Source organism: Sphingobium sp. ZW T5_29, assembly GCF_044987515.1.
Lineage (GTDB): Bacteria > Pseudomonadota > Alphaproteobacteria > Sphingomonadales > Sphingomonadaceae > Sphingobium.
The window spans coordinates 163044-183601 of the sequence record NZ_JBJDRM010000007.1 but is presented as its reverse complement, the minus strand read 5'-3'; the positions used below and the strand labels follow the sequence as shown (position 1 = coordinate 183601).

Here is a 20558-nt window from a genome sequence, read left to right as displayed (position 1 = left end):
CTCCCGGATGTCGGGATGGACTGGCCTTTTCCCCCCACACCCCCTACATGCCCGACCATTATGGGCCGATTTTCCAAAATGCACGGACTGGGCAACGACTTCGTCGTCATCGACGCGCGCGAGGACGCCGTCGACATGACCGCCACGCGCGCCCAAGCCATAGCCGACCGCCACGCGGGCATAGGCTGCGACCAACTCATCATCATCGGCCAGTCCGATCGCGCGGACGTATCCATGCGCATCTTCAACAGCGACGGCAGCGAAGTCGAAGCCTGCGGCAACGCCACCCGCTGCGTCCCCCTGTTCGTCGGCCGCGACGTGCTGATCGAAACCAGGGCAGGACTGCTGGAAGCCAAGGCGATCGATGGCGGCGCAACCGTCGACATGGGCGCGCCCCGGCTCGACTGGGACGCGATCCCCCTCGCCTACGCGATGGACACGCTGACCATGCCGGTCAGCTGGGAAGACCTTCCCGCCCCCGCCGCCGTCAATGTCGGCAACCCGCATGTCGTCTTCTTCTCCGACGATATGAATGGTGTGAACTTCGACCGTTTAGGCCCGTTGATCGAGACCGATCCGCTCTTCCCAGCCCGCGTCAATGTGAACTTCGCGCAGGTCATCGGCGACAATCATATCCGCCTTGTCGTGTGGGAGCGCGGCGCTGGCCTCACCCGCGCGTGCGGCACCGGCGCCTGCGCAACAGCCGTCGCAGCCGTGCGGCGCAAGCTCGTCAGCGGCCCCACCCGCGTGACCCTGCCCGGCGGCGACCTCGTCATCGATTGGCAACCCGGCGGGCACATCTTGATGACCGGCCCCGCCACCCACGTCTTCGATGGCGAGGCCGACTGGACCCGCTTTTAGAGCATGAGCGGCCCGCAGATCATCACCCTCGGCTGCCGCCTCAACATCGCGGAGAGCGAGGCGATCCGCGAAATGGCGGATGGGCAGGATGACCTGATCGTCGTCAACAGCTGCGCGGTAACCGCCGAAGCCGTGCGCCAAACCCGCCAAGCCATCCGCCGCGCCCGGCGCGACCGGCCAGAGGCACGGATCATGGTCACGGGCTGCGCAGCACAGACCGAGCCGGAAACCTTCGCCAAAATGGCGGAGGTCGACGCGGTAATAGGCAACCACGAGAAACTCGACCCCTCCCACTACCCGTCATCCCAGCGGAAGCCGGGATCTCAGGCCCAACACCGTTCCCTGCCGCCCGAGACCCCAGCTTCCGCTGGGGTGACGGATGTGCTGGAGGCAGCGGAGAAAGTCCGGGTCTCCGACATCATGGCCGTTCGCGACACGGCGCCACACATGGCCAGCGCCTTTGCCGAGCACGCCCGCGCCTTTCTCGAAGTGCAAAATGGCTGCGACCATCGCTGCACCTTCTGCATCATCCCCTATGGCCGGGGAAACAGCCGCTCCGTCCCTGCAGGCGCCGTCATCGACAAGGCGCGCGAGCTTGTAGACGCAGGCTATCAGGAGATCGTGCTCACCGGCGTCGACGTCACCAGCTATGGCTCAGACCTCCCCGGATCGCCCTCGCTCGGCCTGCTGGTCGAACGCATATTGAAAGCCGTGCCCGACCTGCCCCGCCTGCGCCTCTCCTCCATCGACAGCGTGGAAATTGACGAGCGGCTCTTCGACCTCATCGCCCATGAGCCGCGCATGATGCCGCACCTCCATTTGTCGCTCCAGGCGGGCGACGACATGATCCTCAAGCGCATGAAGCGCCGCCACAGTCGCACCGACGCCATCCGCATAGTTGAGCGCCTGAAGGCCGCCCGCCCCGCCATCAGCATCGGCGCGGACATCATCGCCGGTTTCCCGACCGAGGATGAGGCGATGTTCGAAAACAGCCTGAAGCTGGTCGAGCAATGCGCCATCGTCCACGGCCATATCTTCCCCTACTCACCGCGCGCAGGCACCCCCGCCGCCCGCATGCCCCAAGTCGATCGTGCTAACATAAAGGCCCGCGCCGCCCGCCTCCGCTCCGCCTGCGAAACCCAACGCCAGCAATGGCTGCAAAGCCTCATCGGCAGCGCCCAATTGGTGCTGGTCGAGCGCAACGGCCTCTCGGGACATGCGGAAAATTTCGCCCCGGTGCGCTTCGAAACGCCCCAGCCCCCCTCCTCCATCACGTCCGCAACCATCACGGGCCTTGAGAATGGCGTGCTGATCGCGCAAGAGGCTCGGCAATGACTGAACCCGGCACCAGCTGGCGCGACCGCCTCTTCGGCGGCTTGAAGCGCACCTCCGACAAGCTCGGCGAAAACCTCACCGGCATTTTCACCAAGGCCGCACTCGACGAACAAACGCTGGACGAGATCGAGGAAGCGCTGATCGTCAGCGACCTTGGCCCCGCCATGGCCGCCCGCGTGCGTGATCGCCTGTCCGAAGGCCGCTACAATCGCGAACTGACGGAAGACTATCTGCGCGAAATCATCGCGGAGGAGATCGAGAAGGTTCTCGCCCCGGTCGCACGTCCGCTCGAGATCGAAGCCTTTCCTCGCCCCCAAGTGATTCTGGTCATCGGCGTCAATGGCTCCGGCAAGACCACCACCATCGCTAAGCTCGCCAATAATTTCCTGGAGCAGGATTATGGCGTGATGCTGGCTGCGGGCGACACCTTCCGCGCCGCCGCGATCGGGCAATTAAAGGTTTGGGCCGACCGCCTCGGCATCCCCATCGTCGCGGGCAAGGAAGGCGGCGACGCGGCGGGCATCGTATTCGACGCGGTCAAACAGGCAACCGCGACCGGCATCGACGTGCTGATCGTCGACACGGCGGGCCGCCTTCAGAACAAGACCGAACTGATGGACGAACTGGCCAAGATTCGCCGCGTCCTCGGCCGGTTGAACCCGGCCGCACCCCATGACGTTGTGCTGGTGCTGGATGCCACCACGGGACAGAATGCGTTGAACCAGATCGAGGTTTTCAAGGAAGTCGCGCAAGTCACCGGCCTCGTCATGACGAAGCTGGACGGCACCGCGCGCGGCGGCGTCCTGGTCGCGGCGGCGGAGAAATATCGCCTGCCCATCCATGCTATCGGCGTCGGTGAAAAGATAGAGGACCTGCGCCCCTTCGATGCCGGGGACATGGCGCGGGCGATCGCGGGGACCGCCTATGCGCGGTAACCCAAAGCATTTTGCAACAGCCACCCGGTACTCCTGCGAAGGCAGGAGTCCAGTCCCCCCGTCCGAACTGGGTTCCTGCCTTCGCAGGAACACGGAGCCGAACAAAAATGCCTGACACCAAACCAGCTCATAACGGCAACCTCAGCCTCGCCCTCGATTTCGGGCCGCTGCTCGTTTTCTTCCTGACCTACAAGGGCGCTGGCTGGTTCTGGGGCGCCTCCAACCCGATTACCGCGATGAGCCTGGGGACCGCCGCCTTCATGGCCGCGATCGTCATCGCCGTTATCATTTCCAAGGTGAAGCTGGGCCGCGTGTCGCCGATGCTGTGGCTGTCGGCAATGCTGATCCTGTTCTTTGGCGGTCTCACCATCTACTTCCAGGATCAGAGCTTCATTCAGATCAAGCCGACCATCATCTACTGCTTCTTCTCGCTGATGCTGTTCGGCGGCCTTCTGCGCGGCAAGGCGCTGCTCAAATATATATTGCAGGCAGCCTATGACGGACTGACCGACGAAGGCTGGCGCAAGCTGTCGCGCAACTGGGGCGTCTTTTTCGCGGCCATGGCGGTCGCCAACGAAGTGATGCGTCAATCGATGAGCTTCGACGCATGGCTGGCGATCAAGGTCTGGGGCGTCACCATAGTCTCGCTTCTCTTTGCGCTGGCAAACATCCCGATGTTGATGCGCCACGGACTTGCACTGGGCAACAATCTGGATAGCGAGGAAATCGGCGAAACCACCCCGCCGCAGGGCTGATCCAACCTTACTCCTGCGAAGGCAGGGTCCAGTCCAAATGGCCAGAGTGCACTCATTCGTTCAGGGCGGAACCGGGCCTTCGCCCAGCCCCGCCCGAAAGAACAGGTCAACCGCCGTTGAAGTTGATCATGCAATACAGCATCGGCAGCGACAGCAGCGTGTTCATGCGTGAAAAGATCATGGCGGTGGTCGCCGCCTTGGCCTTCGCCGCATCTTCAGCCGCGACGATACCCAGCGCCTTTTTCTGGTTCGGCCAGATGATGAACCATACGTTGAACGCCATCACCAGCGCCAGCCACATGCCAATGCCAATCAGCACGAAACCGGGCACGAACGTCAACGCTTCCACCAGATAGGCACTGCGCCATGCGATGATTACGCCGGTCAGCACGGTCAGCGCGGCGCCCCAGCGAAAGAAAAACAGCGCCGAAGGCGCGATGAATTTCGACACGCCTGGTTTCAGTTCGACCGGAACCTTGGGCATGGTCGGGATCTGGACGAAGTTGAAATAATAAAGAAGCCCGATCCAGACGACACCGAAAAACAGGTGAAGCCAGCGCAGGATGGCCTGTTCCGCTATTGTGTTCGCAGGCACCGCGAAAATCACGATCAGCGCCAGTACCAGCCCTGCGGCCAGCACCAAATGCAAATTGCCGAAAAATTTTGCCATTGATCCGTCCCCTATTGTCCAGCCGCTGCTAACGAGCGGCCTGACCGGTGATTCTAAGTCATCGTTACGCTGCTGTCACATGGATAATTCCGCTGCCTTAAACGAAAATATCCTGTTTTCTGCAGTGCAATAAGGCTGCTACGGGCGGGGACCCTTCCGGCTGCATACCCGTTATGCGGCCATCCATCCCAGAACCCGAGGAGTTCCGACATGGCCTTTGTGCTGCCCAATCTTCCCTATCCCAAGGATGCCTTTGGCGACATTCTTTCGGTCGAAACATTCGATTTTCACCATGGCAAGCATCACAATGCCTATGTCGTAAAAGCCAATGAACTGGTCGCCGCCGACCCCGCGCTTCAGGGCAAGTCGCTGGTCGACCTGATCAAGAGCAGCAAGGGCGCGCTGTTCAATCAGGTCGGGCAAATCTGGAACCACAGCTTCTACTGGCTCTGCCTTTCGCCCGAAAAGAAGCAGCCGTCTGGCCAGCTTCTCAACCTCATCAACGAAGGCTTCGGGTCGGTCGACGCGCTGCTCGACAAGCTGAAGGCGGAGGCAGTGGGCCATTTCGCCAGCGGCTGGGCTGCGCTGATCCTGAACGACGGCAAGCTGGAGGTTACCAGCTACCACGACGCCGACACGCCGGTTGCCCACGGCCATGCGCCGCTGCTGATCCTCGATGTATGGGAACATGCCTATTATATCGATTATCGGAACTTGCGCCCTAACTATGCCGAACGCCTGCTCAAGGAAGCGATCGACTGGGACTTCGTCGCGCTGAACCTCGACGGCGAAGGCGCGAGCCGCGCCGACCAGCCGGGCTGATCCATAATGCCATCCGCCGCTCCCAACGAGCGGCGGATGACCCCGGTTGCTCATTTCGTTTTCGGAACGGTTTATTAACAGGGCTATGTCATAAGCATCCGTAGTTGAACGGAAGCGGCCCGATGGATCTCGCGCAATTACAGGCACAGCATGTTGCTGTCGAAAAACTGGCAAACCGGTTTCTGTCCCTTATCGCTGATGACCGCTTGGCCCGTCCACTGGGCACACTACGCTGGCAACTGGCGCGAGAGCTGATGGCTCACCTCGCACTCGAAGACCGAATTTTTTATCCATCCATGCAACGCCAGGCGCATGCTCAGTTGCGCGACACCGCAGCCCGGCTTCAGGTGGAAATGGGGCCGATCGCCGCTTCATTTTCCCACTATATGTCCCGATGGAGCGATGATCGTATCGCACGCGAATGGTGCGATTTTTGCCGCGAAAGTCGACAGATGATCGACGCCATCCTCCACCGGATGCGCAAAGAGGAACATCTGCTGATGCCTCTGCTCGCCGAGGCGGGGCTGGAACCGCCCCTGAAACGCGCTAGCTGACCGCGATCCGGTCCTGAAGCAGGTCCAGCGTCTCCGCCAGTTCATCCAGATCAGCACCCCGGCGCACCAACAACCATTCGCGCGCCTGCGCTCCGTTGACCACCGTCACCGCGCCCTTGGGACAGACGCCCAGGCAATTGACTTCAACAATGCCCGCCGCCGCTTTGCGTCCCTTCTTCAGGGCCAGATGCTTGCGCAAGGCCTTCGCAAGTCGCTCATTACCCTCGGGCCCGAAGCCGCCGTCCAGCTTCTTTGAACATTTGCGGCAGACCAGCACCGCTTTGCGCCAATTTGAACGGACATGATCCGTCAATCGACGGTTTCCCGCGGTTTCCATGTGCGGCGCTCCTCTGCCGACCGCAGGACTTCATAGGCGGCCTGGATCGTCTGAAAGCGGACCGCGGCGTCCGCATCGCCGGGCTTCACGTCAGGATGATTTTCCTTGGCCAGGCGTCGCCAGCTTTTCTTCACCGCGTCGAAATCCGCATCGTCTTCCAGGTCGAGCGCCTTGAGCGCATGCATTTCGTCGCGGGATCGGCTGCCGTCGCCGGGGCCGCCCCAACCATGATAGGCGCTGTTCTGATACCCACCCGCATCTCGCCGCTCCGCCCGCTCGCGCTGTTCCCGCTCCTCCTTGTCCAGTCCCTGAAAATAATCCCAGTTGCGGTTATATTCGCCCGCATGATCGGCACAAAAATACCAGCGATCCGGGCTGTTAGGGGATTTCGGCGCGGGACAGTCGCCTGGTTTATCACAACCATGGCGGTCGCACATGCGCACCTGTTGCGCCTCACGCGAAGAGCCGTAGCTGCGCCAGCGGGGAAAGCCCCAGTCATTTGATCGGCTACTGCGTGCCATCGGTCCAAATTAGTTAAGCCAAAGGCAGAACGCCACCCCGGCAGTTGATGAAAAACCGCTATCCGTCCTTCCCACCTACCGATGGGGAGTATCTAGAGCATCGTGCGCAAAAGTGGGAACCGGTTTCGCGCTTCAAACGATGCGATAACAAAAAACCAGAGCGCGCGACCTGCGTCCGATTAAACGCAGCGCGCTCTAAATGCCAGAGGGCCTGTAAGCCGGGTTCTGTCCACCCCGTTTCCGGGGATGGGCGGCCATTCCTCTAGGGGACGGATTGCTCCGCCCCTCAAGCAACCAACCCGGGCGATCTCAGCCGAAACAGGCCTAGCAGCGCAGTCCTTTCGAACTACCTGCGCGCCGCCCCTATTCGGTCTTGCTCCCGGTGGGGTTTACCGTGCCGCCTTGCGTTGCCGCAGACGCGGTGCGCTCTTACCGCACCCTTTCAATTTCGCTGGACCTAAGTCTTAGCGACCTGCTTTCTGTTGCACTGTCCCTTGGATCACTCCAGCCGGCCGTTAGCCGGCACCGTCATTTCGTGGAGCCCGGACTTTCCTCGCCGTGGAAGTTACCCGCCACGCCGCGGCCGCCTGGCCCTCTGGCACGACGCGCTATACACATGGCGCGGGCATCCGTCATCCCCACTTATTCATCGCCCCTGGGCTTGGGCAGCAGCAGGGCCAGCAGGATGGCGCGGCATTCGCCATCGATGATCCCGTCGATCAGTTCGGGGCGAAATCGTCTCTGGAACGCGACCACCGCCGCTTCCGGCTCGGCAATGTCATAGCCAAAACGCTCCAGCGCCAGCATGAATCCGCCGTCGCTCCAATGCGGATCCATCAGATTCCTGGTCGGTCGCGGCAGGGCCAGGCGCAACCGGGCCAGTTGCCCCCATGGGAACAATTCGCCAGGATCCTGCTTGCGGGCGGGAGCGATGTCACTATGCCCGACGATGTTGCCGCGCGTGATCCCGTGCCGTTGGATAATGTCATGCATCAAGGGGATCAACGACCCTATCTGAATGTCAGGAAATGGCCGATAACCCCATTCATGGCCGGGATTGACGATCTCTATTCCGATGCTGGCCGAATTGATATCGTCGATTCCCCGCCAATAGGAGCGCCCCGCATGCCAGGCGCGCTTCGCCTCATCGACCATGCGGACGATCTGGCCATCCTCGGCCACGACATAATGGGCCGAAACCTTCGATTCCGGGCTGGCGAGCCAGTTGATCGCGCTCGCAGCGTCAGGCATCCCGGTATAATGCAACACCAGCATGGACACAGGCAGGCTGCGCTCGTCAAAATTGGGGGAAGGCGTGTCGATCATTGGAATGTCGGTCATCGCCAGAACTCTGTTCCCACCCATATCTGCCGATCGCCCTGGATACACCCGACCGCACTTGCCTGACCATGGCGCAGAGCGGGCGGGTGATCAAGCAGCCCTGTTTCGCACCTGCAAAAGGCGACGGAAGGGCCGCGCGCTTATCCGGCTCGCCTGACGGATTCGTCCGCCGCATCAGGGATCACCGGCTTTCGACCATAGCTTCCCCGGAATTCGGGGTGTGGCGTGAAATCTTCGCTGTGACCGATCACGGTTTCACCTGCGCCCAGCAGGAGCACGGATTGCGGATGGCTGTGGCGGGCCAGCAGGCGCAGGACATCCTGCCGTCGCTCCGGTGTGAAATACAACAGCACGTTGCGGCAAAGCAAAAGGTCATATTCGCCCGACGGCGCACGTGGCTCGAACAGATTATCGGTCCTGAACTCGATCATCCGCCGCAATTCGGGGCTGGCATGCCAATCGTCGCCGACCGGCTCGAACCACTTGATCAGGTCTCCCACGGAAAGGCCGCGCTGCACGTCCATTTGCGTGAATATGCCCGATCGCGCCTGATCGACGGCGGCAGTGGAAATGTCGGTTGCCAGTATCTCGATCCGCCATCCACGCCACCGCGCCATGTCATTTTGAAACTGGATCGCGAGCGAATAGGCTTCCTGGCCGGTCGAACATCCCGCGCTCCATATGCGCAGCACCCGGTCCTTCCGCTTCATGTGGATGGACGGCAGTATCTGACGGCTAAGCATGTCGAATATCTGCAAATCGCGAAAAAAGCTGCTTTCGTTATTGAGCAGGGCATTGATAATCGCGTCCTCAAGGCCACTGTCCCGCCTCGCCAACAGCTTCGCGGCCAGCTCATCGATCTCAGAAACACCATGGGCGCGCATCACAGGCTTCAGCGCCGTTTCCATCCGCCATGCACGGCTTTCGGACAATATCTGTCCTGTGCGCGACGCCAGCAGGGCAGAAAAGATGCGAGCGCCGCCCTGCTGCGGCGATTCATTGGAAGGCTTCAATGTGTCAACCCTTTGCTCTTTCCGCGCCGCGCTACAAAATCCATGATGGCTCCCGGCTCCAGCAGCGCGCAACTCAACCCCGCGCTGGCCACTGATCCCGGCATCCCCCATACGACGCTGCTCGCTTCATTTTGCGCGACGATCCACCCTCCGGCCGCCACGATATTGCGCGCGCCCGCCGTTCCATCCCGTCCCATGCCGGTCAGGACGATGCCTGCCGCACCCTTGCCATAGGCATCCGCCATGCTGACGAACATCGGATCCACGCCCGGCAGGTATCCGCCAGCCGTGCGTTCCGGGTTCAGGGCGATTATGACGCGGTCCTCCAGCACCCGCCGCACCTGCAAACTGGCGTCGCCAGGCGCGACATAGATAATATTGGGCTTAACGGTCTCACCCTGCTCGGCGACCTTGACGCGCAGGGGGGTCATTCGTCCCATCTGCTGCGTGAAATAGGATGTGAAGCTGGCTGGCAGATGCTGCGTCACCAGAATCGGAACGCCCAACGGAGCAGACATGCCCGCGAACAACTTGCCCAGCGCATGAATGCCTCCCGTCGATGCGCCGATGCCAAGGCAGGCGATCGGCGCCTGAACCCGGCTGCACACCACCGGCACCTTCACGCCGGTTCCAGCCGGGGCCGGAACGTCGCTAGCCGCCAGACGGGACAAGCGATCGATCAGCATCCGGGGGAACTGCTCGCCATAGCTGCCGCTACCCGGCTTGGCGCAGATATCGCTCGCACCCAGCGCCAGGGCATCCATGGCAGCCGCGCTTCCTTCGTCGCAATTGCCCGAAAGTATCACGACCTTCCCCTGCGGATTGGCGCGCAATATCGCGGGCAGAGCGACCAGCCCGCTTTGGCCGGGCAGTTCGATGTCCAGCAGGACCAGATCGACCTGCTCCCCGGCCAGATAGTCCAATGCATGTTCGGCGCTGTTGGTTTTGTGCACGACCTGAAACGCCGGATCGCCGTTCAATATGCGTTCGATCACCGTCCGCACCACGACCGAATCGTCGACCACCATCACGCGGATCGCGCTGGATTGGCTGTTGTTGACCATGGTCTGCTGGACGGCGGACATCGATTGGCTTTCGGGCGGGGACGAAGGATAAGCGAATCGGCTTGTCAGATCACTCCGACGATCGACAGCTTGCTTTCCAGCGTTTCGCGGTCGAATGGCTTCATGACATATTCGTCCGCGCCAGCTTCAACCGCCGCCTTGATATGGCTGATGCCATTTTCGGTGGTGCAGAATATGATCTTGGGCCGCGCCGTCACCTTTGCGGTCGACAGGGCCTGAAGGAATTCCATCCCGCTCATCACCGGCATGTTCCAGTCCAGCAGCACGACATCAGGAGCCGCCGCTTCGCATTGGGTCAGGGCATCCTGTCCATCCACCGCTTCAGTGACCGACAGGTCCAGCGATTCCAATATGTGCCGCGCAACTTTACGGATGACTTTGGAATCATCGACTACCAGGCAGTTTTTCATGAGCGTCCCTTTTTGAATTTCTGCAACCCGTCCGACGGGCCTAACCGACAAAGCCGATCAATTGGTAAACACGCACAGATTCAAACAACTTCATGCCGCCTGCGCCAGCGATCCAGTTTCGATAAAGCTGGCGAGGGAGACGAGCAGATATGGCTGATCCTCATGCTCGACGATCGCGCGGGCATAGGGCGTCCAGGCGGGGTCGAGTTGACCGCGCAGAGGCAACCCTCCATCCGGCACCTGGCAAATGTCGTGGACAGCATCGACCATCAGGCCGTAGCTGTGTCCACTGATCTCCGCGATGATGGCGTAGCTGCGTTCTCCAGCAAAGATGGCCTTGCCCCGGATGAGCGCGGGCACATCGATGATGGTGAGGACGCGACTGCGCAGCGCAGACAGCCCCGCCACATGCGCGGCCATTCCCGGCACCGGCGAAACATCGGCCAGGCGCACGACGGCCTCGACCTCATGCGCATCCACCGCCACCCTGGTGCCCGCTAACGTCGCGAGAAGATAAAGCTGATCCATGACTGCTCCTTCAGCGCCCGACGCCGGCGATAGCGGCCATCAGCGCGTCCTGGTCATATCGATAAATGCTGCCGTCCCGCGGTCCCGATGGCCGCAGCGACGCGCGCAGGTGAACGACGCGGCAGCCCAGCGTTTCGGCGGCCTGCGACAGGTCCGGCCCGGAACTCAGCACGACATCCAACGGGTCGACCGGCTCGTCAGTCGGCAGGCCCAGAACCACCTCATGCCCCGCCTGCCGAAGTAGGGGCGCCAGTATTTCACGCGTCCAGCCGTCATCCCCGTCCGCCAGGACACAACGGCCCCGCGACCGCTCATGGACCGGCTCACCGGGTAACCCGGCGAACAGGGCAAAGGGGTTGACGACCTCCAGATGCTCGCCATCGATTACGGACACGCCGCTCAACATGCCATGCATGGCCACCATGTCGGGGACCAATGGCATGTCGATGATGTCCAGCACTGCCGCCACCGGATAGCAGGCTTCGCGCGCGCCATCACGGATACGCAGCGCAGAAACAGTTGAAGCGCCAAAGCTGTGGACGCCGTTGACCACCGGCACCAGCCCGCCGTCCAGCCGGACGAAAGCACGGGCGCCAGACCGGCCGAATGCTGCGGTATCGATATCTTCGACCCGCTCGACCACCGACAGCTGGATCAGCCTGCGTTCCCCGGAAAGCTCCTCGAACCGCAGCGCCGGGATCATCTCTACCGCCGCTCCGTTCATCTCGTCTTCTTCCAGGTGACGCTGGGCGCAATCGTCAACGACGTTGGGCAGGTCCGCCGCATTGGCAAGGCCTGCCGCGTCCAGCAGCAACATCGGCTTGCCATTGTCCGGCAGCGTCATGCCAGCATAAACGCCGCTCGCCATGATCAGTGGGGATGCAGGACGTATAACCAGTTCCTCATGGTTTTCGACCGACGCGACGCCCATGGCAAAGGGAACACCCGTGCCGGACCGCACCACCATGATAGTTCGGGGACCGCTTTGGGGCAGCGTTTCCATCCCCAGCACATGTTCCAGGTCGATCATGGAATGGCGCACCGATCGGATCGTCGCGATCTTGGCTCCACCCACTTCGACGATCCGCAGCATGGCATTGTTATCGTGCAATATCTCCACCACCGCGGCGCGCGGCATGGCAAAATGCAGCCCGCCTGCCCGGACGATAAGACCCGGAATGATCGTCAGCGTCAAAGGCACGCGCAAAATGATGCGCAGCCCCCTGCCCGGCTGATTATCGAGCGAGATGATCCCGCCGATCCGCTCCACATTGGCCCGGACCACGTCCATCCCAACGCCCCGGCCCGAAATTGCCGTTATCTGCTGCGCGGTCGACAGGCCCGGATGGAAAATAAGCTCCAGCTTTTCTGCTTCGCTCATGCGATTCGCCGCATCCCGCGTCAGCGTTTCGGCGAGCACGGCCTTTTCGACCAGCCGCTGCGTATCGATGCCCTGACCATCGTCGCTGACCTCGATCACGATCTGGTTGCCCGACTGACGGGCCTCCAGCTTCAGCGCGCCGACTTCGGGCTTGCCTAGCGCGCGCCGACGATCAGGCGTTTCGATGCCATGGTCGATGCTGTTGCGGACGATGTGGGTCAGCGGATCGACCACCATCTCCACCATCTCGCGGTCCATTTCCACATCGCCGCCTTCCAGCGTCAGGTCGATGCGTTTGCCCAATTCCCTCCCCAGATCACGGACCATGCGCGGGATCGCAGTGAACAGGCGGTCGACGCGCTGCATCCGCGTCTTCGATATCGCGTCGCGCATGTCGGCGACGCAGGTCGACAGTCGTTCGAATGCGCTTTCCAGTTCTGGGTCGCCCGACCGTTCCCGCATCTGCCGGGACAATTCGTTGCGCGCCAGCACCATGTCGGACACGCCGTTCATCAACTGGTCGATCAGCGAAAGCGGCAGGCGAATGGTCCGGGGCACCGCTTGCGTCCCGCCCGGCCGAACGCGTTGTTCCGGCGCGGGCACGACGATCGGTCCCGTTTCCAGCGCGATGTTGCCGGGTGCATCGGCGGACAGAGCGCCGATCAGCAAATCGTCATTTTCGTCGGGCAGTGCAGCGCCGATCGCCACGGCTTGGGCCAACTCCCCAATCCGGTCCATGACGCCCAGCACCGCACTGACGGTCGCTGCGTCGGGGCTGCGCTGCCCGCTGCGTAAATCCGACAGGACGTCTTCGGCCGCATGGCTCAACCGCTCGAAACGCGGCAGGTTCAGGAAGCCGCAGCTGCCCTTGACCGTGTGGAAAAATCGGAAAATAGCATCCAACCGGTCGCGATCACTGGGATCAGCTTCCCAGGCGACAATCTCACCGGCGAGCGCTTCCAGCGTTTCCTGCGTCTCGGCAATAAATTCCTGAAGTAGATCGTCCATTCTTACGTCCCACGGATCCGCGCGACAGCACCATGGGACAGCGTGGTTAAATCGCCGTTAAAGCGATGAAGTCCTACACGAAAATGGGCGCCGCAACCTTCGTCACGGCGCCCATTCGGCTTAGCTTCAGAAACGAAACTTAGCGGTTTTCGACGGCATCCGCAGCGGCTTCACCCGCTTCACGTGTCGCTTCAGCCTTGTTTTCCAGCGAATCCGCGGCGTTTTCAGCAGCGGCTTCAGCGTTACCGGCCAGGTTGTCGGCCATGGCTTCCATGTTAGCCGCCTGGTTGTCGAGTGCGTCCGCCTGATTCTCGTAAGCGTTCTCGACCTGGTTTTCCTGCTTCGAATCGCACGCTGCGAGTGCGATCAAGCTGGCGAGGCCCAGAACTGAGACGATGGTTTTCACGGCGTATTCTCCTGTTGCGCCCCCTGGGGCTGACGTCATTCGGCAAGGATCCGGGCCGCACATGCAGCCTTGGGACCCTGACGCCGATCAACTGGCCGCGCGAAGGTTGGTTCCCGTCGCACAACTCCTTTCGTCGCAGAAACGATATTATTTTTTCAGCGAGTCCCGAATTTCCCGCAACAGCATGATGTCTTCGGGCGTGGCGGCAGGCGCAGCTTCGGGCTTGGGCATCAGCCTGTTCACCGTGCGCACCAACATGAAAATGATGAAGGCAAGGATCAGGAAGTTGACCAATACGGTCAGGAATTCGCCCCATCCCAGCATGGCGACGCCAGCGCCCTTCAAATCCGCATAGCTTTGCGGGTTCCCGCCAAAGCCCGCTGGAATTTCACCCAGGCGGATGAAGTACCGCGAAAAATCGGCTCCACCCAACAGATATCCGACCACTGGCATGATGATATCATCGGTCAGCGACTTGGTAATGGTGGCGAAAGCGCCGCCGATGATGACGCCAACGGCGAGATCGATCACATTGCCACGGTTGATGAATGTCTTGAATTCCGTGATCAGCCCCATGGTGAACCCCTTGTCCTCATTGCGATAAAGCAGAATGGGCCGTTGCGCGCATGCCGACAACCACCTATTTCCGGGGACGCAACAAAAGCTGAGGATGTTCCATGACGATCCCGCGCCGACTTTCCTACGCCCTTCTGGCTATCATGGGCGCACTCGCCCTGTCTGCCTGCGGCATCAACAGCGTCCCCACGGCGGAAGAGGCGGCAAAAGCCAAATGGGCCGACGTGCAGGCGCAGTATCAGCGCCGCGCCAACCTGATTGGCAATCTCGTTGCAACGGTGAAGGCCGCCGGTAAGCAGGAACAGGACACGCTCGTCCGCGTGACCGAAGCGCGCGCCAAGGCGACATCGGTCCAGGTCAATGCCGAAGACCTGTCGGACCCTGCCAAGGTTCAGCAGTTCCAGCAGGCGCAGGCGCAACTGTCGCAGGGCCTGGGACGGCTGCTCGCGTCGGTGGAGGCCTATCCCGACCTCAAGGCCAATCAGAATTTCCTCGACCTCCAGTCGCAGTTGGAAGGCACCGAAAACCGCATCGCCGTCGCGATCCGTGACTATAATGAAGCCGTACGCGCCTATAACACGCGTATCCGCACCTTCCCCGACGCGATCGGGGCAAAGATCATCCACGGTGCAAAACCGATGACGCCGTTCCAGGCGACGACCCCCGGCGCGGAAGAAGCGCCCAAGGTCGATTTCGGCGGCTAACCCATGTTTCGTCGGCTGCTCCTGATCCTTCTGCTGCTGGCCTTCGCGCCAGCGGCTCAGGGGCAAATATTCCCCAAGCTGACCGGGCGGGTGGTCGATGACGCCGCGCTATTGTCTCCGCAGCAGGAACAGACGTTGACCGACAGGCTGGCCGCGCTGGAAAAGCAGAGCGGACGGCAGTTGGTTGTCGCAACGATCCCGGACCTGCAGGGCCATGACATTTCCGACTATGCCTTTCGGTTAGGCCGGGCCTGGCAGATCGGCAGCAAGGAACGCGATGACGGCACTTTGCTGCTGGTCGCGCCTAAGGAAAGAAAAGTGTGGATCGCCACCGGCTACGGCGTCGAAGGCGTCGTGACGGATGCGCTGGCGGCGCGCATCTATCGCAACGCCATCATTCCGCGTTTCAAGGCAGGTGACTTTCCCGGCGGGATAGAGGCTGGCGTCAATGAACTCGCAACCCTGCTGTCCCTGCCCGCTGATGAAGCCAAGGCCCGCGCCGCCGCCGCCGAAGCCGAAGACCGGCAGCGCGACACATCCGGCGGAGGCGCTTTCATGGCGATTTTCTGGATATTCGTCCTGATCGTCATCTTCGGCGCGATGATGTCGGGCCGGGGCAAGCGCGGCCAGCGCTACAGGGGTGGATCGGCGCCCATCATTCTCTGGGGACCGTCCGATTTTGGCGGGCACGGCGGCGGATCGGGCTGGGGCGGGTCCGGTTGGGGCGGCGGAGGCGGCTTTTCGGGTGGAGGCGGCAGCTTCGGTGGCGGCGGCGCAGGGGGCAGCTGGTGACGCCAGTTCGTTTCAGCCAAGCCGATCATGATCGCATCACCGCTGCCGTCGCAGCGGCGGAACGTGGCACGGACGGCGAAATCGTCACGATCGTCGCGCGCCGCTCGGACGCCTATCACGACGCCGGGTTGCATTGGGCCATCGGTGCAGTGTTCCTCGCCCTTTCCATCATCGCGGCGTTCCCCGCCCATTTCCGAACGCTCTGCGCCACCCTGCTGCAAAGTTGGGACCATAAACTGGAAGACTGGAAGCTGCTGACGCTGCTACTCGGTCTGCTTATCATCAAATTCCTGATCGTCCGCTACGCTCTGGCCTGGATGCCGCTACGCATGGCGCTGACGCCGCGCGCGACCAAGGCGCGGCGGGTCCGCCGAAAGGCGATCACCCTGTTCCGCGCCGTAGCGCAGGGGCGCACGCGCGGGCGAACCGGCGTGCTGATCTACCTGTCGCTCGACGAACATCGTGCCGAAATCGTCGCCGACGCACCCATCAGTGAAAAGGTCACGCCCGACGTGTGGGGTGACGCCATGGCCGCCCTGATCGAAGGCGTGCGGGCAGGCCGCGCGGCTGACGGCATGATCGAAGCGGTCAAACGCGTCGGCGTGGTTCTGGGCCAGCATTTCCCCCATCTTGACGACAATCCCAACGAACTGCCCGACAGGTTGATCGAATTATGAGCGAACAGGACATGGCCGCCAGCGAAGAGGTCATGTGGACCGGCCGCTTCATCAGTGCAAAGCGACGCGGACGGTGGGAATATGTCGGTCGCGCCCGTGGCATCCGCGCTGCCGTCATATTGGCCATTGATGAGGATGAAGATGGCCGCCGCCATGTCCTGCTGGTCGATCAGTTCCGCGTTCCCCTCGGTCGGCGTTGCATTGAATTGCCCGCCGGCCTGGTCGGCGACCAGGACGAAGGGGAAGATGCGACACTGGCGGCGATCCGCGAACTGGAGGAAGAAACCGGCTACCGCCCGGACCGCATGGAACCGATGGGCGAGTTTTTCAGCTCGCCGGGCATGGTATCCGAAAGCTTCTTTCTCTACCGCGCGCGGGGTCTCCAAAAAACGGGCGATGGCGGCGGCGTCGACGGCGAGGATATTCGCGTCCATCGCGTGCCGCTCGACACATTGGCCCAGCAGGTCGAAACATGGCGCGGTGAAGGGCACGCGATCGACGTAAAGCTGCTCCTGCTGCTGGGCGCAGCAATCACGGCCTAGCACCCTCCCCTCCTCCCGCGACCCTGTACCAGGCCGCGACACGATCCAGCGCCAACGTCAGCACAAGCTTTCCCGCACGACTGGGCCAGCCCAGCGCCCTTTCCGCCGCCACCAATCCTTCCCCTGCGCAGGCGACCCGCCACAATATGTCGCTCAGGCCCGGCCCCGCCGCTGCAATGGCGGCATGGAAACGATCACGGGCGGAAATCTGCCGCAACGTCGGGTCTGCGGGACGCCCCCGTCCGCTTTGGGTTGGCGCGGCATCCCACCGCATCGTCACCTGGGGGGACATGCCCGCCTTTTCCCAGTCAGCGCGCAGCAGTTCCCCCGCACGGTAATGACGCTCGCTCAAATGGCCCCGTGCATGCAGCCAGGCGAGCGGCGATTCGCCGATATTCACCGCAACGCGCTGCTGCTGACCCGCCGGATCTTCGATGATCTGTTCCACAAATTGCATCCGCATCTGCGCCTCCTTGCCGTTCCAGGGTCGGGGGCTTGCCATGAGCGACGCTTTGTAGGAAAGAGCAAAAAACCAAATAGGTAAAGTTTCAGGAACAGCCATGATCACCCGCATTCGTGAAGTCCGCAAGTCCAAGGGACTGACGCTTGAACAGGTCGGACTTCTATGCCAGCCGCCGACCACAGCCCAGACAATTGGCCGCCTTGAAACCGGCACGCGAACCGTATCGGTCAACTGGTTGAACCGCATCGCCAAGGCATTGGGCGTCGCATCCTCCGAACTTGTCGCGCTGCCGGGACAGAGCGTGGTGCCCGTCGCCGCCCTGCTGGGGCCGGAAGGCGCGCGCGCGCCCACCCGGTCGCTATCTTTTCCTCCGCCCGTTCCCGCCGACGCCATGATCGGCGTGCAGGTCGCGGCCAGCATCGGCGACTATCGCAGCGGCGATGAAATCTGGTGCCGCCGCATCGGTCCCGACGATTTTGCCAGCGCGCTCAATCGCGACATATTGCTGCCCCGCCACGCAGGCCGCTTCCTGTTCGGCAGGCTGATCGGCCGCGAAGGCGATCGGCTGCACATCCTGCCGCTGGGCAGCGGCAGCCGCCAGCAGGTCATCACTGACCCACCATGGGGGGCCGTGGCGGTGCAACTGGTCAGACAATTGTAGCCAAATCGCTACTTCGTCCCTAACCCTCGTTTAACCGTGGCATGGTATGGGGGACCCATGACTCTGAATGTCCTTACGCTTTCGACCCTGTTTCCCGACATCAGCAGGCCGAATTTTGGCGTGTTTGTGGAACGGCAGGCGCGCGAACTCGCCGGTCGGCCCGATGTCGATGTGACCGTCATCGCTCCTGTCGGCATTCCCATCTGGCCATTCAGCCTCGCCGAAAGCTACGATCCCCTGCGCTCCCTCCCGCGCAAGGAACGGTGGCAGGACCTGACCGTCTATCGCCCCATTTTCCGCACCATTCCAAAGGTCGGTGCCCGCTTCAATGTCGCCAACATGACTCGCGCCATCCTGCCACTGGTACGGCGATTGCACGAACAGCGGCCTTTTGACGTCATCGACGCCAGCTTCTTCTTTCCCGACGGACCGGTGGCTCAGCGCCTGTCGCGGGCGCTCGGCATCCCTTATTCCGTGAAAGCGCGCGGAGCCGATATCCATTATTGGGGCGCGCGCCGCGATACCCGTAAACTGGTCTTGCGCGCCGCAGAAGGCGCTTCGGGCCTCCTGGCGGTATCGAACGCGATGCGCCGGTCGATGGTCAAGATGGGCATCGATGCCGACAAGATCCGCGTCCATTATACCGGCGTCGATCTGGATCGTTTTGAAATAGCTGATCGTGCCGCGGCGAAGGACGTGCTCGGCTTTGAAGGGCCGGTCGTCCTGTGTGTCGGCGCGCTGATCCCGCGCAAGGGGCAGGAACTGCTGGTGCAGGCGCTCCCCCGCCTGCCTGGCGTCACGCTTCTGTTCGTCGGCCAGGGCCAATATCGGCGCGCGTTGGAAAAACAGGCCGAAGATCTGGGGGTAGACCGCCGCATCGGTTTTCTCGGCTCCGTGCCCCATGACCGGCTGCCGCGCATCTATGCCGCTGCGGACGTGATGGCCCTGCCTTCATCGTCCGAAGGGCTCGCCAATGCCTGGGTCGAATCGCTCGCCTGCGGCACACCAATCGTGATCAGCGATGTGGGCGGCGCGCGCGAACTGCTCGACCGTCCCGAAGCAGGCCAGATCGTGGATCGCGACCCCGAAGCCATCGCCGCCGCCATTGGGGCCATATTGTATAATCCGCCCGAACGTGAAGCCGTGCGGGATACAGCGCTGCGCTTCACCTGGGCCGCGAATGGCGACACGCTGTTGCACCATCTGCGGGGTATCGCACGGCAGGGCTAAATGTCGTCCAGTGCAGCGGTTCGGACGCAGGCGGATCGAAAGCTGATCAACCCAACATCAACTGCGCCCCCACCCCCCACCGCACGAGCGCGGGCGGAACCCTCATTTCTGGCAGGCCACGATCGCGTCGATCACGGACAGCGTTTCCTGTGGATCACGCACGCGAACGGTGTCCAGGCCCAACTGCTTGGCGGGATAATCATTACCGCCGGGAAAGATCGCGTCGCCGATGAACAGCATGGCGTCCAGCGCGATACCGCTCGCATCCCGCAATTTCTTCAGGCCATAGGCCTTGTCGACGCCCTCGCGCGTGATGTCGATCGACGTCGCGCCGCCCATGTTGATGGACAGGCCAGGCAGCCGCTGCCGCAGGTCCGCCTGGATCACCCGCCGCTTGGCAAAATCGGGGTCCCACATTTCCTTGGCATGGATGGGAGCTTGCTGCCCCAGAGCCGAAAAGGTGATCTGGCTGCCCCGATCTTCAATCCGGTCGCCCCAGGTTTCCTGCGGAACAAATCCCGTCGCCTCCAGCGAAGCGTCAAAGGCGCTGAAAATCTGCTGCTTCTGCGCATCATCGAACAATTCGGCATAGACCGGCGACCATGTTCCGTCCCTGTGCGTGAACAGCTTGGTCCCGGTGGTGGGCATCAACCACAGGCGGGACAAGTCCGCATGGGCGGGCAAGCGGCTCGCGACCTGCTTGTCGAACTGTGGCCAATCTCCCCCGGAAATGACCGCCACATGTGCCACGCGCAGGAGCCCGGCGATTGCCTCGCCCATCGCATCACCCATCGCCTGCTTGCTTTCAGCCAGCGTTCCATCGAGATCGAACGCGATCAGCTCTTTCATCCGGCAAGCTCCTGGAGATGTTGAAAAAGGGCTTCGCTGCCCCTGCGCGGCCGCTACCATTAAATTAGCCTTCGGCAAATCCTGCAAAAACGAATAAATCGG

The 20558-nt window shown here is 62.1% G+C and carries 25 protein-coding genes and 1 other RNA gene; 12 read left to right on the top strand and 14 right to left on the bottom strand.

The features are described from left to right. Positions 1–60 precede the first annotated feature (60 nt). From dapF to ispZ, 4 genes are all read left to right on the top strand, one after another. The gene (dapF, locus tag ACI3KQ_RS08305) at positions 61–861 is read left to right on the top strand and encodes a diaminopimelate epimerase (protein WP_404956555.1); all 801 of its coding nucleotides are present in this window, start codon (positions 61–63) and stop codon (positions 859–861) included. Between the two features lie 3 nt (positions 862–864). Next, positions 865–2196 carry a tRNA (N(6)-L-threonylcarbamoyladenosine(37)-C(2))-methylthiotransferase MtaB gene (gene mtaB, locus ACI3KQ_RS08300; protein ID WP_404956527.1) on the top strand — a complete coding sequence of 444 codons (1332 nt, stop codon included), beginning with the start codon at positions 865–867 and terminating at the stop codon, positions 2194–2196. Next, positions 2193–3131, top strand: a complete 939-nt coding sequence (gene ftsY / locus ACI3KQ_RS08295) for a signal recognition particle-docking protein FtsY (protein WP_404956525.1) — start codon at positions 2193–2195, stop codon at positions 3129–3131. Before mtaB ends, ftsY begins: the two co-directional genes overlap by 4 nt. A 107-nt stretch (positions 3132–3238) precedes the next feature. Further along, a complete protein-coding gene (ispZ, locus tag ACI3KQ_RS08290) occupies positions 3239–3886 on the top strand; it encodes a septation protein IspZ (protein WP_404956523.1) in 648 nt (215 codons plus the stop codon). Positions 3887–3992: 106 nt separating this feature from the next. Here ispZ and ACI3KQ_RS08285 read toward each other — a convergent pair whose 3' ends face one another. Further along, positions 3993–4556: a urate hydroxylase PuuD gene (locus ACI3KQ_RS08285; RefSeq protein WP_404956521.1), complete on the bottom strand. Its 564-nt coding sequence runs from the start codon at positions 4554–4556 to the stop codon at positions 3993–3995. 210 nt (positions 4557–4766) lie between these two features. Between ACI3KQ_RS08285 and ACI3KQ_RS08280 the strand changes: the two genes are divergently transcribed. After that, on the top strand, positions 4767–5378 hold the full coding sequence (locus ACI3KQ_RS08280; RefSeq protein ID WP_404956519.1) for a superoxide dismutase: 612 nt from the start codon (positions 4767–4769) through the stop codon (positions 5376–5378). A gap of 122 nt (positions 5379–5500) precedes the next feature. Next, positions 5501–5932 carry a hemerythrin domain-containing protein gene (locus ACI3KQ_RS08275; protein WP_404956517.1) on the top strand — a complete coding sequence of 144 codons (432 nt, stop codon included), beginning with the start codon at positions 5501–5503 and terminating at the stop codon, positions 5930–5932. Here ACI3KQ_RS08275 and ACI3KQ_RS08270 read toward each other — a convergent pair. The 11 genes from ACI3KQ_RS08270 to mscL all read right to left on the bottom strand — a co-directional run bounded on the left by ACI3KQ_RS08270 (position 5925) and on the right by mscL (position 14538). Further along, positions 5925–6269, bottom strand: a complete 345-nt coding sequence (locus tag ACI3KQ_RS08270) for a (2Fe-2S) ferredoxin domain-containing protein (protein WP_404956515.1) — start codon at positions 6267–6269, stop codon at positions 5925–5927. The two genes, ACI3KQ_RS08275 and ACI3KQ_RS08270, sit on opposite strands and share 8 nt — an antisense overlap. Then, on the bottom strand, positions 6242–6790 hold the full coding sequence (locus tag ACI3KQ_RS08265) for a J domain-containing protein (RefSeq protein ID WP_404956513.1): 549 nt from the start codon (positions 6788–6790) through the stop codon (positions 6242–6244). Before ACI3KQ_RS08265 ends, ACI3KQ_RS08270 begins: the two co-directional genes overlap by 28 nt. A gap of 198 nt (positions 6791–6988) precedes the next feature. Continuing rightward, positions 6989–7389, bottom strand: an RNA gene (gene rnpB, locus ACI3KQ_RS08260) — RNase P RNA component class A. Positions 7390–7432: 43 nt separating this feature from the next. Beyond that, the gene (locus tag ACI3KQ_RS08255) at positions 7433–8131 is read right to left on the bottom strand and encodes an N-acetylmuramoyl-L-alanine amidase (protein WP_404956511.1); all 699 of its coding nucleotides are present in this window, start codon (positions 8129–8131) and stop codon (positions 7433–7435) included. 140 nt (positions 8132–8271) lie between these two features. Beyond that, a complete protein-coding gene (locus ACI3KQ_RS08250; protein WP_404956510.1) occupies positions 8272–9144 on the bottom strand; it encodes a CheR family methyltransferase in 873 nt (290 codons plus the stop codon). Continuing rightward, positions 9141–10229, bottom strand: a complete 1089-nt coding sequence (locus ACI3KQ_RS08245; protein ID WP_404956508.1) for a chemotaxis protein CheB — start codon at positions 10227–10229, stop codon at positions 9141–9143. Before ACI3KQ_RS08245 ends, ACI3KQ_RS08250 begins: the two co-directional genes overlap by 4 nt. 44 nt (positions 10230–10273) lie before the next feature. Further along, the gene (locus ACI3KQ_RS08240) at positions 10274–10639 is read right to left on the bottom strand and encodes a response regulator (protein ID WP_404956506.1); all 366 of its coding nucleotides are present in this window, start codon (positions 10637–10639) and stop codon (positions 10274–10276) included. 90 nt (positions 10640–10729) lie between these two features. Further along, entirely contained in the window at positions 10730–11167 is a 438-nt protein-coding gene (locus ACI3KQ_RS08235) for a chemotaxis protein CheW (protein ID WP_404956504.1), read from the bottom strand. A gap of 10 nt (positions 11168–11177) precedes the next feature. Beyond that, positions 11178–13556, bottom strand: coding sequence for a chemotaxis protein CheA (locus ACI3KQ_RS08230; RefSeq protein WP_404956502.1), 2379 nt, complete (start codon positions 13554–13556; stop codon positions 11178–11180). 139 nt (positions 13557–13695) lie between these two features. After that, positions 13696–13962: a hypothetical protein gene (locus ACI3KQ_RS08225; protein ID WP_167303825.1), complete on the bottom strand. Its 267-nt coding sequence runs from the start codon at positions 13960–13962 to the stop codon at positions 13696–13698. A gap of 147 nt (positions 13963–14109) precedes the next feature. Further along, positions 14110–14538, bottom strand: a complete 429-nt coding sequence (gene mscL / locus ACI3KQ_RS08220) for a large conductance mechanosensitive channel protein MscL (RefSeq protein ID WP_404956499.1) — start codon at positions 14536–14538, stop codon at positions 14110–14112. Between the two features lie 101 nt (positions 14539–14639). On the opposite strand from mscL, the gene ACI3KQ_RS08215 reads away from it, so the two are divergent. Genes ACI3KQ_RS08215 through ACI3KQ_RS08200 form a run of 4 tightly spaced genes read left to right on the top strand, consistent with a single transcriptional unit; the run spans position 14640 to position 17253 of the window. After that, positions 14640–15242, top strand: a complete 603-nt coding sequence (locus tag ACI3KQ_RS08215) for a LemA family protein (protein WP_404956497.1) — start codon at positions 14640–14642, stop codon at positions 15240–15242. Between the two features lie 3 nt (positions 15243–15245). Continuing rightward, a complete protein-coding gene (locus ACI3KQ_RS08210; RefSeq protein ID WP_404956495.1) occupies positions 15246–16034 on the top strand; it encodes a TPM domain-containing protein in 789 nt (262 codons plus the stop codon). Next, positions 16031–16711: a TPM domain-containing protein gene (locus tag ACI3KQ_RS08205; RefSeq protein ID WP_404956493.1), complete on the top strand. Its 681-nt coding sequence runs from the start codon at positions 16031–16033 to the stop codon at positions 16709–16711. Before ACI3KQ_RS08210 ends, ACI3KQ_RS08205 begins: the two co-directional genes overlap by 4 nt. Further along, positions 16708–17253 (top strand): NUDIX hydrolase, encoded by a 546-nt coding sequence (locus tag ACI3KQ_RS08200; protein WP_404956491.1) that lies wholly within the window; start codon positions 16708–16710, stop codon positions 17251–17253. Before ACI3KQ_RS08205 ends, ACI3KQ_RS08200 begins: the two co-directional genes overlap by 4 nt. Here the strand turns inward: ACI3KQ_RS08200 and ACI3KQ_RS08195 are convergent. Further along, complete coding sequence (locus ACI3KQ_RS08195) at positions 17243–17716, bottom strand: DUF6456 domain-containing protein (RefSeq protein ID WP_404956553.1); 474 nt, start codon at positions 17714–17716, stop codon at positions 17243–17245. The genes ACI3KQ_RS08200 and ACI3KQ_RS08195 overlap by 11 nt on opposite strands. Positions 17717–17813: 97 nt before the next feature. On the opposite strand from ACI3KQ_RS08195, the gene ACI3KQ_RS08190 reads away from it, so the two are divergent. Next, positions 17814–18377: a helix-turn-helix domain-containing protein gene (locus tag ACI3KQ_RS08190; RefSeq protein ID WP_404956489.1), complete on the top strand. Its 564-nt coding sequence runs from the start codon at positions 17814–17816 to the stop codon at positions 18375–18377. Positions 18378–18434: 57 nt separating this feature from the next. Next, positions 18435–19607, top strand: a complete 1173-nt coding sequence (locus ACI3KQ_RS08185; protein WP_404956487.1) for a glycosyltransferase — start codon at positions 18435–18437, stop codon at positions 19605–19607. A gap of 102 nt (positions 19608–19709) precedes the next feature. Here the strand turns inward: ACI3KQ_RS08185 and ACI3KQ_RS08180 are convergent, their stop codons facing one another. Then, positions 19710–20456 carry an HAD-IIB family hydrolase gene (locus ACI3KQ_RS08180; protein WP_404956485.1) on the bottom strand — a complete coding sequence of 249 codons (747 nt, stop codon included), beginning with the start codon at positions 20454–20456 and terminating at the stop codon, positions 19710–19712. Positions 20457–20558 lie beyond the last annotated feature (102 nt).